Below are 13,658 nucleotides of genomic sequence, written 5' to 3' on the forward strand. Positions count from 1 at the left end.
GTGAGTTACGAGGCCGCGCGATGGGTGTCCTGATGAAGCCGCGCCAGCAGCGACTTCGCGGTATCCTTCGGCAACAGCGTCGCGAGCGTCACGACCGGCTCCGATCGCGCGTCGCGTTTGCCGTGGGCGGTATGGCGCATCACGCTGGAGAGCCGCCGCGCGATCATATGCGCGGTGCGCAGATCGGCCTCTGGAAACACCGCGATGACCGATCCTTCTTCTTCTGCCACGCCAAAATCCATCTGCCGCATCAGGCGGCTGAGGATCCGCGCGCCGTCGAGCTGCGCGCGCGGATGGTCCGGGTCGAAGGCAAAGCGCGCCACCGACAATCCGCCGCCGCGCGACTGCGTCTGGTAGACGGCGGTGGCGAAATCGCGGTTGAACGCCGCCTGTGTCAGCAGGCCGGTCCTGGAATCGAGCAGGCCGCCGGCGTCGATCGAGCGCAGCGTGCGGCTCAAATGAGCCTCGAAGGCGCGCTGGCGGATCAGCGGCAAGGCATGGGCGGCGACGCGCGCGGGCTCGCCGGAGGTGATCTCGAGATTGGGCAGATCATAGGCCGGCGTCATTTCATTCGACGTGACGATGATGGGCAGGCTGCGAAAGCGCGCATCCTCCGCCAGCACCGTGAGGAAGGCATCTTCCACGCGCGGGCTAAAACCTTCGCCGAGCACGATGCCGTCGATGTCGCGCGCGCTGAGGTGTTTTGCGGCGGCTTCGATCGAGAGCGCGCCGACCACCCCCATGCGCTCGCCGAGCGACACCGAAAGCGCGGGGTAGGCGGCGCCGCGGCCGATCAAAAGCACGGTGGCATCACGCGCGGGATCGGTGTCGGGGATCATGGTTCGTCCCGCCTTCTCGTCGTCAAGCCGGCGCATCACGGTCGAATGCAAGGTCCTGACCCGAAGTGCTGCGCGCAGCCGCGCCAGCAAGCGATCGAAATTGTCGCCGCTTTGCAAAAAGGGAATAGCGTTCTCGGGCAGGCTTATCCCGGTCCCGGTCCCGGGATCGACCGCGATCAGCGGCAGATAGGGCGCGCGTGCGGCGATCTGTTTTGCGAGCGCCTCGAAGCCCGGCGCGCCGCTCTCCGACAGCGCGACGAGAACCGCGGCCGGCTGCAGTTGCTCGACCGCGCGGGGCGCCTCCGCCCAGGCGGTTTCGATCACGGGAAACATCTTGGCTTCGTCAAGCGCCGATACCAATGGCGGCCGCGTGGCGTCGGAGACGACAATGATCGGGCCCTGCTGGGACATCTAAAAAACTCGGATCGGCGCGATCGATGGAACGCGCGGCCCAAATCCTAATTCGGCCGGCTTAATGTCGCGTAAAGCCAGAACGAATTTTAGTGCCCTTGTTTCAATGACTTAGCTCAAACATCACGGCAAACCTCAGTTTTGATAATCCAACTAAATTGTAACTTGGGCGTTTAGGCAACTTTAGATGGGTTGCCGTAGAAGTACGGGGTGGAACCCGACACGTCACACGAGGAGGCAAAATTGAAGCGGAGTTTTCTGGGGTTTTTGGCCGATGAAAAAGGGGCGACCGCCATCGAATACGGCCTGATCGCCGCCGGGATCGCAATCGCGATCATCACAGCCGTCAATGGTGTGGGCACTCAGTTGAGCACGAATTTCAACAACATCAGCACGTCGCTGAAATAAGCCTCCCTTCTCAGGGAGACGCGTCTACCTAAACTCCGCTCAAACAGCGATCGCGCGAATCGAAGGCAGGGACCGCGTGAAACCATTCTGTTAGCCGGGCGCCGCAAGCTATTGGCTTGTCATGGATCTGGGACATGCAGTCGTCGGTTTCGATCAAGTTGAATTCGCCCGGTCGCGAAACGCTTCCACCATCAGCGGGTTAAGCCCGAGCTCGTTGAGTGCTTCGCGGGCTCGCGCGTTGTCGTTGGCGCGGCCGGCGAGGCGGTGGCCGCTGATCCGGTCGGGCAAGGCGGTGAGCAGCGCGCCCTGTCCGAGCCGCTTCGCCCATTCCTGCAGATCATGCGACAGGAAGCGGTAACCGCCGACCGCCATCACGCCTGAGGGCGGCGCGGTAATATTGATCGCGCCGGTTGATCGGTCGAGCCGCGCGGCATATTCGGTATCGACGTAATCGCGCGGTGGCTGGGCCATCAATTGATCACTCTGCGGCGCGAGCGCAGGCGCGTAGGCCGCGGGCGTCACCATCGGTCCCCGCAACCCCAGCGTTCCCTTCGGGGTCAGCAGGACTTCGCCTGCGATCGACGCACCCGGCACATTGCGTGGCGCGCCGTGCGGTCCCGGCAGGATCGGCAGCGGCGCGCCGTCGTCGCCGCGGCGGGCGCTGAACATGCCGGCCTCCCCGAACAGATAGACGTCTGTCAGGATAGCTGGTCCGGCGTTCCAGAGCGGGCTCGAGGCGACCTGTTCCGGCGCCCGCCAAAGGGCGATCACCTGGCGCAAGGCCGGCAGCCGCGACGCCATTTCGATCTCGGACAATCGCAGCGCGAGCTGCGCCGGGGCGATCAGCGTTTCGCAACCATGCTCGTTGATCTGCCGCTCCAGTACGTCGGCCTCGAACGGATGATGCAGCGCCAGCGCTCCGCCCGACAACAGCCAGACCATCAGCGATGAGGTCAGGCCCGCGAACGATGACGGCGCGAACGCCGACATCACCGTCGCGCCCTGGGGCACATCGCTTTCGAGCGACAAAGCGAGGCCGCCGGCGATCAGGCCGAGATGCGTGCGGGGCACGGGGCGGAAGCCCTCGGCCGTGACGTCGAAGGAAATGATCGCCGCCTTGCGGCCATCCTGGACCACCGCGCGCGTGGTCGTCGATCGGGTCTCGAGCGCAAGGTCGAGCGAAGCCATTCCTTCCGGCAGATCATTGCCGAAGCCGCAGACATGGCGGATCGAAAACGCTTCGGCGGCGGCGTTCATGGCCAAATCGGCATGGCTGACGCCGTCGATCTTGCTGGTGGTCACGATCGCCCTGGCGCCGGTGCGATTGAGCGCGACTGTCAACTCCGCCTGCCGCCACAATAGCGGGAGCAGGGCGACGACCAGGCCGGCGCGGTGGGCTGCGAGCACCGTCAGCATGAACTCGATGGTGTTGGGCAGTTGAACCGCGATCACGGAATTATTGGGTAACCCCGATTCGATGAAATGCGCCGACAGCGCCGTGATCGCGCGGTCGGCTTCGGCAAAGGTCAGGCGCTTTGGCAATTGGCCGGTGACGCGAAGCTTGTTGGGGGGATCAAGCAGCGCCAGGCCATCCGGTTTTCGTGCCAGGACCCGTCGAAACAATCCGTCGAGCGTCGGCGATGCGTTGGTCTGGATCACGGGATCACTTCGGTTGCGGGCTTGGCTTGGGTTGGGCTTCCTGCTTCTGCCACCAAGTCTCCGGAAGGTATCCCGTCAACGCGGTGGCGTCAGGCCGTTCTATCCGATTCCAGCGCGCGATCCATTGCTCTTGAATGCTAAAGAGCGGGATAGCGTAGAAGCCCGACATCAGGACCCGGTCGAGCGCCCGCACCGCCGAAACGAAAGCGGGACGCTCGCGCGCCTCCAGCATGGCCGCGATCAGGGCATCGATGGCGGGATCCTTGGCGCCCATATAATTGCGTGTGCCCGGAATGCCGGCGGCCTCGCTGCCCCAATAGAACGACTGCTCGTTGCCCGGCGACAGCGACTGATCCCAGCGGTTCTGGATCATGTCGAAATCGTAGCCGAGCCGGCGCTGGTCGAATTGCACGGCATCGACCGCACGCACCGATGCCTCGATCCCGGCGCGCTTGAGATCGCGCGCATAGGCAAGCGCGATCCGCTCCTGGTCGCGGGTCGTCACCAGGATTTCGAAGGCGAGGGGAGCTTTGCTCGAACGCTGCCGCAACACCGTGCCGTCCAACTCGTAGCCGGCCTGAGACAACAGCGTCAGCGCGCTGCGAAGCGTTGCGCGATCGCGCCCCGAACCGTCGCTGACCGGCAGGTGGTAACTGCCGTCGAGAATGTCGGGCGCTATGTGCGAAGCGAACGGTTTTAACAGCTCGCGCTCGCGATCATCGGCGGGCCGGCCATAGGCCGATAATTCGGAGCCGGCGAAGAAGCTCCCCGAGCGGCCATAGAGGCCGAAGAAATAGTTGCGGTTGATCCATTCGAAATCGAACAACAGCGTCAACGCCTGGCGCACGCGGACATCAGAAAACACCGGACGGCGGGTGTTGAACACCAGAAATTCCGACGGCTGCGGCATCCCGGTCTTGATGACATCGCGGATCACCTCGCCGTTGCGGGCGGCCGGAAAATCATATCCGTCGTGCCAGCGCAGCGGTTCGGTCTCGACGCGGAAGTCATAGAGGCCGCGCTTGAAGGCTTCGAACTGGCCGTTGGCCTCGCGATAAAAATCGAGTCTGACTTCGTCGAAGTTCCACAGCCCCTTGTTGACCGGCAGGTCGCGGCCCCAATAATCGGGATCGCGCGTCAGCGTCACGCTGGCGCCGGGCTTCACCGCGCTGACGCGGTAGGGTCCGGAACCGACCGGCCCGGTCATGGTCGTTTCCTCAAAGGTTGCGACATCGACGGCGTGCTTGGGCAGGACCGGCATCAGGCCGAGGATCAGGGGCAACTCGCGGTCGTTGACGCCTGAGAGGTCGAACCGCACCGTGAGCGGGTCGGGCGCCTCGGCCTTTACGACTTTGGCATAATACTGCCGGTGGTTCGGACGCCCGTGGTCGCGCAGTAAGGTCCAGGAGAACAGCACGTCCTCGGCAGTCACCTTCTGCCCGTCGGAAAAACGCGCGTGGGGATCGAGATGGAAGGCGACGTAGCTCCTGGCATCATCCGTCTCCACGCTCTTCGCCAACAGGCCGTAGAGCGTGAAAGCCTCGTCATTGCCGCGCGCCATCAGGCTCTCGACCACAAAGCCCCTGATTTGCTGCACGGCGAGGCCCCGGACGATCAGGGGGTTGAGGCTGTCGAAAGTGCCGAGAATGCCCTGCACCAGCCGGCCGCCCTTGGGCGCGTCGGGATTGGCATAGGGCATGTGGGTGAAACCCGCCGGCAAAGCCGGCGCGCCGTGCATGGCGATGGCGTAGCTCTGCTCCGCCCGGGCGTTGCCGGCGTCGATGGCCAGTGCGATGCCCAACACCAGCGCGGCACTGACAAAAGCGCCAATACGGATAGGCTTTGGTGCGTGCAATGGACCACGCTGATTTGATTCGGGATTGCTCACTGCCGAGTTTTAACATGGCCGCCGGAATGTGACGCGGGTGTGTGCCAAAGATGCTTGTCGGCATTGATCTTTTTGTGCGCCGCTGTATGAAGGCGTGCCATTGACCAACGCGCCAAGGCCTGTCACTTAACCGCCTCAATTGGCAAGGAGACAGCCGCCCCAAACGGCCAGGTGCAAACGGCTAGATACCAGCGCCTGCAGCGGTTTTCGGGTGCTCCCGTTCAGAAAGGGTTTTCCGCAATGAAATTCCGTATCTTGGCCGCGACGGTCCGGCCGCGTGGGCGGGTTTTCGCCTTGTTGGCGGCGACCGCCTTGGCCGTGTCATTGCAGGCGCCTGACGCGAGCGCCCAGGCACCGGCGCCGGCACCGGCTGCGCCGAAGGCCAAGGCGAAGGCGGCCCCCAAAGCCGCTCCCGGGGCGTCCGCGCCGGCGGCTCAGCAGGCGCCCGCAGCCGGCGCTCCCGCGGCGGGGGCTCCCCCGGCCGGCGCACCCGCGGCGGCGGGCGGTCAGCCCCAGGACCAGCAGGTCCAGCTGATCTATGCGCCCTGGACCAAATTCTGCCTCAAGGGCCAGGACGCCAACGCCAAGCAGGTTTGCTTCACCGGCAAGGACGGCCGTATCGAGTCCGGCCAGCCGGTCATCGCCGCCGTCATCATCGAGCCCGAAGGCGAGCCGAAGAAGATCCTGCGCGTCACGCTGCCGCTCGGCATGCAGCTCGTTCATGGAACCCGCGTCATCGTCGACAACAGCCAACCGATGCAGAGCCCCTATGTGATCTGCTTCCAAAATGGCTGCATGTCGGACTACGAAGTGACCCCGGAACTGCTCGCCAACATGAAGAAGGGTCAGAACCTGGTGGTGCAGGCGATCAACTCCAACGGCGCGCCGCTGACGCTGCCGCTGCCGCTGGCCGAATTCGCCAAGGCCTATGACGGCCCGCCGACCGATCCGAAGCAATTCGAAGAGACCCAGAAGAAGCTGCAGGAAGAACTGCAGAAGCGCGCCGAGGAGCAGCGTAAGAAGCTCGAGGCCGCTCAGGGCCAGCAGCCCGGTGGCGCGGCACCGGCCAATCCGGCTGCGAAGTAGACGCTCGACAAACGAAAAAGGCGCCCGGACCGGGCGCCTTTTTTGTTCCACCGTCATTGCGAGCCAACGGGTCGCGCGAACGCGCGCCCGATGACGGGCTCCGCGAAGCAATCCAGCTTTGGCGCGGCGGATGTAGAAAGCGGGATTGCTTCGTCGCTTTGCTCCTCGCAATGACGAGAATTAATTCAGCGACGGATTGCGCGGGCGGTAGCTGCCGGATTTGTCTTTGACGAAAATCTCGGCGACCTGCGAATGCCGGATCGGCTCGCCGGAATCGTCGGGCAGAAGGTTCTGCTCGGAGACATAGGCGACGTATTCGGATTCCGAATTCTCGGCGAGCAGGTGGTAGAACGGCTGGTCCTTGTGCGGCCGGACGTCCTCCGGGATCGACAACCACCATTCCTCGGTGTTGTTGAATTCCGGATCGATATCGAAGATCACGCCCCGGAACGAGAACACCCGGTGGCGCACGATCTGTCCGATCTGAAATTTGGCGGTCCGCGTTTTTATCATGCCTCGTCGAATAGACCATGATTGTGGCCGATGCTAGAGGCAAAGCGGCGAATTAACCTTTGCTTAATCTTTGACATGGCCAGTCCGCTTAAGGTTGCCGATCGGGGCCAACAATGAAAAAGACGCTATCCCCATGGTCGACATTCTCAATTTGGCGCTGCCCTATTTCGGGCTGATCTTCATCGGCTTCGCCTGCGGCAAGGCCAAAGGCCTGCCCGAACAGGGCCTGGCCTGGATGAACTTTTTCCTATTATACGTGTCGCTGCCGGCGCTGCTGTTCGGCATCATGTCGAAGACGCCGTTTGCGGAACTCAACAACCCGCCGTTCCTGATCGCGACAACGCTCGGGACCGCGACCGCCTTCGTGCTTGCGCTGTTGGCGGGCCGGCTGATCGGAGGGCTGCAATGGCGCGAGGCGACGCTGGCGGGCCTTTCCGGCGCCTATGGCAATATCGGCTATATGGGCCCCGGCCTGGCACTGGCGGTGCTGGGCGCCAAGGCTGCGGCCCCCACCGCGTTGATTTTTTGCTGCGACAGCATCTTCCTGTTCACGATCGTGCCGCTCTTGATCGCACTGACCGACCGCGAACATGAGACGTTGTTGCACTCGCTCGGCGTCGTGGTGCGGCAGATCGTCTTGAATCCGCTGATCATGTCGGCCTGCGCCGGCGCGCTCGCGGCGGCGCTGCACCTTCACCTGCCGGTTGCGATCGACAATACACTTTTATTCTTGCAAAACGCCGCCGCGCCGGTCGCGCTGTTCGTCCTCGGCGTTACCGTGGCGCTGCGGCCGTTCGGCCGGGTGCCCTGGGAAGTGCCGGGGGTGATTGCGATAAAACTGCTGATCCATCCGCTGGTCGTTTTCGGATTGATGCTGCTGCTCGGACCGTTCGCACAGCCCTGGGGGTCTACCGCGGTCTTGATGGCGTCGCTGCCTCCGGCATTGAATGTGTTCGTGATCGCCCGGCAAAACGAGAGCTGGATCGAGCCTGCATCGGTCGCGGTACTGATCGGGACGTTCGCCTCCGTCATCACGCTGACCAGCGTGATGTGGGTCATTCAGACCGGGCGGCTGGTGTTTCCGTAAAACTCAGAGAGCTCGCTGCTTCGATCGCCACGAGGGGGCCAGACCCTCGCGCATGGCAAGACGGCGCAGCGGTCCAATCGAACCGATCAAGTGCAATCCCGCCGCGCGCAGCGATTGCATGGGTAAGAAATCAGACAGCAGCGAGCGGTTCGCCATGTCGATCACAAACGTCCGGCTCAGGACGTCGGCGCGCCGCGTTGAATCATAACGCTTTGTCACTTGCTCAGAGCCGGGATCCTCACCCGACGCCATCGCGCGCCCCGCGATGTCGGCGATATCGGCGGCATCACGCAGCCCCATATTCAAGCCCTGGGCGCCGATCGGCGGCACCACATGCGCGGCTTCGCCGACCAGCGCGATGCGGGCTTTTGCAAATTGCCTGGGCTGCTCGATCGCGAGCGGAAACAGATGGCGTCCCGGCTCGACGCGGATGCGGCCGAGAATGGAATGCGATCGTCTTTCGGCGGCCTCGGAAAGTTCGTCGTCCGTGAGCGCGATCAGCCGTTCGGCCTCCTTCGGCGCGGCGACCCACACGACGCTGCAGCGGTCGCCGGGCAGCGGCACGAATACGCAGGGACCCTGGGGGGTGTGAAACTCGGTCGAGATGTTCCGGTGGGTGCGCGAATGGCTGACGTTGAATGTCAACGCCGCCTGATGGAGTTCGCGGCGCTTCACCGCGATGCCGGCGGCCTCCCGGCAAAGCGAGTGCCGCCCGTCGGCGCCCACGACAAGGCGGGCAGACAAGGTTTTTCCGCTTGCGGTGCGGATCGCGACATCGGCTTCCTCCGGGCTGATGGTTTCGGCCTCATCGTCGAACCGTGTCAGCGATGGCAGTTCGGATGCGCGCACTTCCAGCGCAGACATCAACTGACGGTTCTCGATGTTGTAGCCGAACGCCTCGAGACCGATTTCATCACAGAAAAACCGCACCTCCGGTGCGCGGATCAGGCGGCCGGTATCGTCGACCAGACGCATGGCGCGTAGTGCCGCGGCGCTGGCCTCGCAGCGCGGCCAGACATCGAGCTCTCGCAACAGATCGACGGAACCGCCCAACAAAGCGGTGGTGCGATTGTCGGCATAGGGGGCGCGGCGGGCAATCAGGGCCACCTTGGCGCCCGCTCGCGCCAACGCAATCGCCGCCGCAAGTCCGGCAGGGCCGCCGCCGATCACGATGGCGTCGAAGGGTGCGGATGTATCGTTCATATCGGGACAATCGACGTTCCCCGCGGCATTTTCAAGCCCGCATCGCAGCAGCGAATTTTGCCGCAAATCGCGCGGCGGAACGCCGCAAGCATGGATGTGCAAACAGGAGCGATTCCTGATAGCACTGCCCGCCAAATGGACCAGATCAACCGTCAGGATTCTCCGTCAGTTTCGCCGGTCATGCGGGCCGCCGCATTTTCCGTGCACCTGTTCACGGCGTTGGGGGCGGGCTTCGCCCTGATCGCGCTGCTGGAGGCCGTGCGGGAGCATTGGGCGGCGATGTTCGCCTGGCTCGGGGCGGCGCTGGTGGTCGATGCGCTCGATGGCCCGATGGCGCGGCGGCTCGATGTCGTGCGCCTGCAGCCGAACTGGTCGGGCGAGGTGCTCGACCTTGTGGTCGATTTTGTCACCTATGTGTTTGTGCCGGCCTACGCGATCACCGCAAGCGGCCTGTTGTTGTCGCCGACGGCTGCGCTGCTCGGCGTCGGAATTGCCATGTCGGGCGCGCTCTATTTTGCCGATCGCCGCATGAAGAGCGCGGACAATCACTTTCGCGGATTTCCGGGGCTGTGGAATGTGGCCGCGTTCTATCTGTTCCTGCTGCATCCGCCGCCGGCGATTTCGAGCCTCGGCACGGTCGTCTTGATCGTGTTGACGTTTCTTCCTTTCCAGGTGCTTCACCCCGTGCGCGTGGTGCGGCTGCGCTGGCTCACGCTGTCGTTGATGGCCGTTTGGGCGGTGCTTGGGGTCGTGACGCTCGCTAACGATTTTGACGTGGGCGCGCCCGTCAAAATCGGACTCTGCGCGATTGCCGTCTATGTCGTGGCAAGCGATGCCGCGATCCGGCTTTTGAGATCGCTCCAGACATGATCGGGTTATTGACGAGCCCGGAAGCCTGGGCTGCCTTGTTGACGCTGACGGCGCTGGAAATCGTTCTCGGCATCGACAACGTGATTTTCCTGTCGGTGATCGTCTCGCGCATCCCTGCGCAACAGGCAAAACGCGCGCGGCAAATCGGATTGGCGCTGGCGCTGGTGTTCCGCCTCCTGCTGCTCAGCCTGTTGGTATGGCTGATCGGCCTGACGCAGGCCGTGCTCACCGTGAAGGGACTGGCGTTCTCATGGCGCGACATCATCCTGATCGGCGGCGGGCTGTTCCTGATCGGCAAGGCGACGCATGAAATCCATGGCGAAGTGGAAGGGCGCAGTGAAGCGAGCGATGACACGCCGAAGGCGGGCGCGTTCTTTTGGGTGATCGTGCAGATCATCATCATCGATCTGGTGTTCTCGCTGGATTCCATCATCACCGCGATCGGCATGGCGCAGGATCTCGCCATCATGATCGCGGCCGTCGTGATCGCCTGCGTGATCATGTATGTGTCGTCCGGACCGGTCGCGCGATTCGTGGCGGAGCATCCGACCACCAAAATGCTGGCGCTGGCGTTTCTGGTGCTGATCGGGGTTGCGCTCGTCGCCGATGGATTCCAGTTTCACATCCCGCGCGGCTACATCTATTTTGCGATTGCGTTCTCGGCCCTGGTCGAGGCCTTCAACGTGCTTGCCAAACGCAACCGCAAAAAGGCCGTTAACTAATTGGGCCGAGACACAGCGCCGTCATTGAGTTGACAACGCGGCCTCGATGGCTTTCGCTTGGTATTAAGGAAATGCCGAGGGAGAATTCGATATGACCAAGGCTGTGCGGGTGCACAAGGTAGGGGGCCCGGAAGCCCTGGTTTATGAGCCTGTGGACGTGCCCGCGCCGGGACCCGGCGAGGTCCGGATCCGCCAGCACGCCGTCGGCCTGAACTTTATCGATGTGTATTACCGGACCGGCCTCTACAAGGCGCCGGGACTGCCGTTCATCGCCGGCAATGAGGCCGCCGGCGAGGTGTTGTCGGTTGGCCCAGGGGTAACCAATTTTCATCCCGGTGATCGCGTCGCCTATTATTTCAATCTCGGCGGCTATGCGAGCGAACGGAACATTCCTTCGGACAAGCTCGTTAAATTGCCCGACCATATCACCTACGAGCAGGGCGCGGTCCTGATGCTGAAGGGGATGACCGTCTGGTACCTCCTGCACAAGACATTCAAGGTCGAGCCGCACCATCGGGTGCTGATCCATGCCGCCGCCGGCGGCATCGGCCTGTTGGCGTGCCAATGGGCGAGGGCGATGGGCGCCCATGTCATCGGCACCGTCGGCACCAAGGCAAAGGCCGATCTCGCGCTCGCCAATGGCTGCGATCATGTCATTCTCTACAACGACGAAGATTTTGTTGCGCGCGTCAAACAGATCAGCCGCAACGAGCTCTGCGACGTCGTCTATGACGGCGTCGGCAAGACTACATTCCCGGGTTCGCTATCTTGCCTAAAACCGCGCGGCCTGTTCGTGAGCTTCGGCAACGCCTCTGGCCCGGTGCCGCCGTTCTCGATCGCCGAACTCAACAATCACGGCTCGCTGTTTGCGACCCGGCCAAAACTCAACGACTATATCGGCAAGCGCTCGGAGTTATTGGAAGGCGCCGATACCCTGTTCGCCGCCGTCATCAACGGCAAACTGCACGTGCCGATCAACCACGCCTACGCGCTGAAGGATGCGGCGAGGGCGCATATCGATCTGGAAAGCAGGGTCACCACCGGCGCGTCGATTTTGAAGCCGTAGCCTATGCGTGCGGTTGTTTTTCGACTCATTTTCGCGGCCGCAGTCGCCTTCACGATTTGCGCTGCCCATGCCGAGGGTGAGCGAGAGGGAGTACCATTTCGCCCTTTAGTCCAAAAGCCGTCGCCCCAGCTTGTGTCCAAGTTCCAGCACTGGCGCCTGAAGTTTAAGGAAGGCAAAGAAATCGATGCGCCCGAAAAGGGCGCGTTTTCCTCTTACTACATGCAAGCGACCGGCGGTACGGCGCGCTTGGTCAACGATTTGGCAACGTCTGCGGCCGTCAAATTGACGCCTGTTGCGAACCGAATACGGTATGTGCCTGCGACTGACCCCGGAGAATAGTGTACGAAGCCGAGGAAGACAGTCTCGAAATCCTGGCCTGGGAGCGCGGCGCGCCAGTCTTGGTCTATGAGATGTCCTTTGAACGTCGACCTCGGAAATAAGCCATTCGTCTTCTCCCGCGACAAACTTCAGTGACAAGCGTACCCCTGCAGCGGCGGTGACTTCGAACCGAACCGCTCGCAGGGGCATCCACCGTCAATGGGAGGCCGGCAGTTTGATGCCGGTCATGGCAACGCTCCCTCACGCCACCCGTCGAGCCGCGCCGATCTTCGCGAGGATCGCGTCCAGGCACTCGATCATGAGCGCGATTTCCGCGCGGCTGACGTTGAGCGCCGGCATGAAACGCAGCGTATCCGGCCGCGGCGCGTTGAGCAGGACGCCATCCTCGAACGCCAGCGCAACGACCGATGCCGCGATCGGAATTTTCAGATCGAGCGCCAGCAGGAGGCCCCGGCCGCGAACCTCGCCGAGGCCGTGGCGTGCCGAAATTCGCTGCAACTCGCTCTCCAGGTAAAGCCCGGCGTCAGTGACCGATTTCAGAAAGTCGGGCTCGGCAACATGCTCGAGTACGGCAAGGCCGGCGGCGCACATCAGCGGATTGCCGTTGAAGGTGCCGCCCTGGTCGCCATGCTCGAAGCAGGACGCAGCTTCCGTCGCCAGCAAAGCGGCGAGCGGAACGCCGCCGCCGATGCCTTTGCCGAGCGTCATGATGTCAGGCTCGATGCCGGCGTGCTCGTAGTGGAAAAGCTTTCCGGTGCGGCCCATACCAGTCTGTATCTCGTCCACGATCAGCAACAGGCGGTGCGCTTTTGTCAGGGCGCGCAACTCACCTAAAAACTGATCCGTCGCGGGCCAGACTCCGGCTTCGCCCTGGATCGGCTCCAGCATCACGCCGATGGTTTTGTCGGATATTAACCGCTTCACTGACGCGATGTCGTTCCACTGCGCCTTGGGAAAGCCGGAAACTTTGGGCTCGAACAGCGGCTCAAAGGCTTTCTTGCCGGAGGCCGACATGGTCGCCAGCGTCCGGCCGTGAAAGCCGCCTTCGAAGGTGATGATCTCATGCGCGCCGCCTTTGCGCAGGGCACCGTATTTGCGCGCGAGCTTTATCGCGCCTTCATTGGCCTCCGCACCGGAGTTCGCAAAAAACACCTGGTCGAAGCAGCTCTGCTCGACCAACGCTTTTGCAAGTTTCAGGCTCGGCGCATTGTAAAACGCCGGGCTCGGCGTCAACAGCAGTTTTGACTGCGCCGCAAGCGCTTCGGCAACGGCCGGCGGCGAATGGCCGAGGCAGTTGACCGCCCAGCCCTGAACGAAGTCGAGATAGCGCTTGCCGCTATCGTCCCACAACAGCGAGCCTTCGCCGCGGACGAAGACGACCGCCGGGCGCGCGGTGATTTCCATCAATGCGTCAAACGGATGGGTGGCGATATTCATGTCGGGCTCCTGCGGTTGGGAATGAAAAAGCGCGCCAAAACGCGAGAAGGCCGCACTTTTTAGGGTGCGGCCTTCTCGAAAACGTTGCTGATCTGGTTGTTCAGCGTTGTCGTCGGACACGGCGCGACCC

At 63.0% G+C, this 13,658-nt stretch carries 12 protein-coding genes; 6 read left to right on the forward strand and 6 right to left on the reverse strand.

Annotation, left to right across the window (positions count from 1 at the left end; all coding sequences use genetic code 11):
• Nucleotides 1–5: 5 nt before the first annotated feature.
• Entirely contained in the window at nucleotides 6–1,250 is a 1,245-nt protein-coding gene (locus B5526_RS36755) for a hypothetical protein (RefSeq protein WP_079544497.1), read from the reverse strand.
• A 243-nt stretch (nucleotides 1,251–1,493) separates the two neighbouring features.
• On the opposite strand from B5526_RS36755, the gene B5526_RS36760 reads away from it, so the two are divergent.
• Nucleotides 1,494–1,658, forward strand: coding sequence for a Flp family type IVb pilin (locus tag B5526_RS36760; protein WP_079545976.1), 165 nt, complete (start codon nucleotides 1,494–1,496; stop codon nucleotides 1,656–1,658).
• Between the two features lie 153 nt (nucleotides 1,659–1,811).
• Here B5526_RS36760 and B5526_RS36765 read toward each other — a convergent pair whose 3' ends face one another.
• Nucleotides 1,812–3,317 carry an AMP-binding protein gene (locus tag B5526_RS36765; protein WP_079544498.1) on the reverse strand — a complete coding sequence of 502 codons (1,506 nt, stop codon included), beginning with the start codon at nucleotides 3,315–3,317 and terminating at the stop codon, nucleotides 1,812–1,814.
• Between the two features lie 4 nt (nucleotides 3,318–3,321).
• The gene (locus tag B5526_RS36770; RefSeq protein ID WP_433994675.1) at nucleotides 3,322–5,121 is read right to left on the reverse strand and encodes an extracellular solute-binding protein; all 1,800 of its coding nucleotides are present in this window, start codon (nucleotides 5,119–5,121) and stop codon (nucleotides 3,322–3,324) included.
• Between the two features lie 324 nt (nucleotides 5,122–5,445).
• On the opposite strand from B5526_RS36770, the gene B5526_RS36775 reads away from it, so the two are divergent.
• Entirely contained in the window at nucleotides 5,446–6,291 is an 846-nt protein-coding gene (locus tag B5526_RS36775; protein ID WP_079544500.1) for an invasion associated locus B family protein, read from the forward strand.
• A 180-nt stretch (nucleotides 6,292–6,471) separates the two neighbouring features.
• Here B5526_RS36775 and hspQ read toward each other — a convergent pair whose 3' ends face one another.
• Entirely contained in the window at nucleotides 6,472–6,804 is a 333-nt protein-coding gene (hspQ, locus tag B5526_RS36780) for a heat shock protein HspQ (protein ID WP_079544501.1), read from the reverse strand.
• A gap of 133 nt (nucleotides 6,805–6,937) precedes the next feature.
• Here hspQ and B5526_RS36785 point away from each other — a divergent pair, with 133 nt between their 5' ends.
• On the forward strand, nucleotides 6,938–7,891 hold the full coding sequence (locus B5526_RS36785; RefSeq protein ID WP_079545978.1) for an AEC family transporter: 954 nt from the start codon (nucleotides 6,938–6,940) through the stop codon (nucleotides 7,889–7,891).
• Between the two features lie 3 nt (nucleotides 7,892–7,894).
• Here the strand turns inward: B5526_RS36785 and B5526_RS36790 are convergent, their stop codons facing one another.
• Complete coding sequence (locus B5526_RS36790; RefSeq protein WP_079545980.1) at nucleotides 7,895–9,094, reverse strand: UbiH/UbiF family hydroxylase; 1,200 nt, start codon at nucleotides 9,092–9,094, stop codon at nucleotides 7,895–7,897.
• A gap of 135 nt (nucleotides 9,095–9,229) precedes the next feature.
• On the opposite strand from B5526_RS36790, the gene pcsA reads away from it, so the two are divergent.
• The 3 genes from pcsA to B5526_RS36805 all read left to right on the forward strand — a co-directional run bounded on the left by pcsA (nucleotide 9,230) and on the right by B5526_RS36805 (nucleotide 11,752).
• Complete coding sequence (gene pcsA / locus B5526_RS36795) at nucleotides 9,230–9,964, forward strand: phosphatidylcholine synthase (RefSeq protein ID WP_079544502.1); 735 nt, start codon at nucleotides 9,230–9,232, stop codon at nucleotides 9,962–9,964.
• Complete coding sequence (locus tag B5526_RS36800; protein ID WP_079544503.1) at nucleotides 9,961–10,686, forward strand: TerC family protein; 726 nt, start codon at nucleotides 9,961–9,963, stop codon at nucleotides 10,684–10,686. Before pcsA ends, B5526_RS36800 begins: the two co-directional genes overlap by 4 nt.
• A gap of 91 nt (nucleotides 10,687–10,777) precedes the next feature.
• Nucleotides 10,778–11,752 (forward strand): quinone oxidoreductase family protein, encoded by a 975-nt coding sequence (locus B5526_RS36805; RefSeq protein WP_079544504.1) that lies wholly within the window; start codon nucleotides 10,778–10,780, stop codon nucleotides 11,750–11,752.
• A 579-nt stretch (nucleotides 11,753–12,331) separates the two neighbouring features.
• Here the strand turns inward: B5526_RS36805 and B5526_RS36815 are convergent.
• Nucleotides 12,332–13,528 (reverse strand): acetylornithine transaminase, encoded by a 1,197-nt coding sequence (locus tag B5526_RS36815; RefSeq protein WP_079545982.1) that lies wholly within the window; start codon nucleotides 13,526–13,528, stop codon nucleotides 12,332–12,334.
• Nucleotides 13,529–13,658: the final 130 nt, after the last annotated feature.

The organism is Bradyrhizobium lablabi, from assembly GCF_900141755.1.
GTDB classification, from domain to species: domain Bacteria; phylum Pseudomonadota; class Alphaproteobacteria; order Rhizobiales; family Xanthobacteraceae; genus Bradyrhizobium; species Bradyrhizobium lablabi_A.

What these genes read in the sequence shown, in the direction of transcription:
- B5526_RS36755 (WP_079544497.1), bottom strand. Translation starts at nt 1,250, where the DNA reads ATGTCCCAGCAGGGCCCGATCATTGTCGTCTCCGACGCCACGCGGCCG.
- B5526_RS36775 (WP_079544500.1), top strand. Translation starts at nt 5,446, where the DNA reads ATGAAATTCCGTATCTTGGCCGCGACGGTCCGGCCGCGTGGGCGGGTT.
- hspQ (WP_079544501.1), bottom strand. Translation starts at nt 6,804, where the DNA reads ATGATAAAAACGCGGACCGCCAAATTTCAGATCGGACAGATCGTGCGC.
- B5526_RS36785 (WP_079545978.1), top strand. Translation starts at nt 6,938, where the DNA reads ATGGTCGACATTCTCAATTTGGCGCTGCCCTATTTCGGGCTGATCTTC.
- B5526_RS36790 (WP_079545980.1), bottom strand. Translation starts at nt 9,094, where the DNA reads ATGAACGATACATCCGCACCCTTCGACGCCATCGTGATCGGCGGCGGC.
- pcsA (WP_079544502.1), top strand. Translation starts at nt 9,230, where the DNA reads ATGGACCAGATCAACCGTCAGGATTCTCCGTCAGTTTCGCCGGTCATG.
- B5526_RS36800 (WP_079544503.1), top strand. Translation starts at nt 9,961, where the DNA reads ATGATCGGGTTATTGACGAGCCCGGAAGCCTGGGCTGCCTTGTTGACG.
- B5526_RS36805 (WP_079544504.1), top strand. Translation starts at nt 10,778, where the DNA reads ATGACCAAGGCTGTGCGGGTGCACAAGGTAGGGGGCCCGGAAGCCCTG.
- B5526_RS36815 (WP_079545982.1), bottom strand. Translation starts at nt 13,528, where the DNA reads ATGAATATCGCCACCCATCCGTTTGACGCATTGATGGAAATCACCGCG.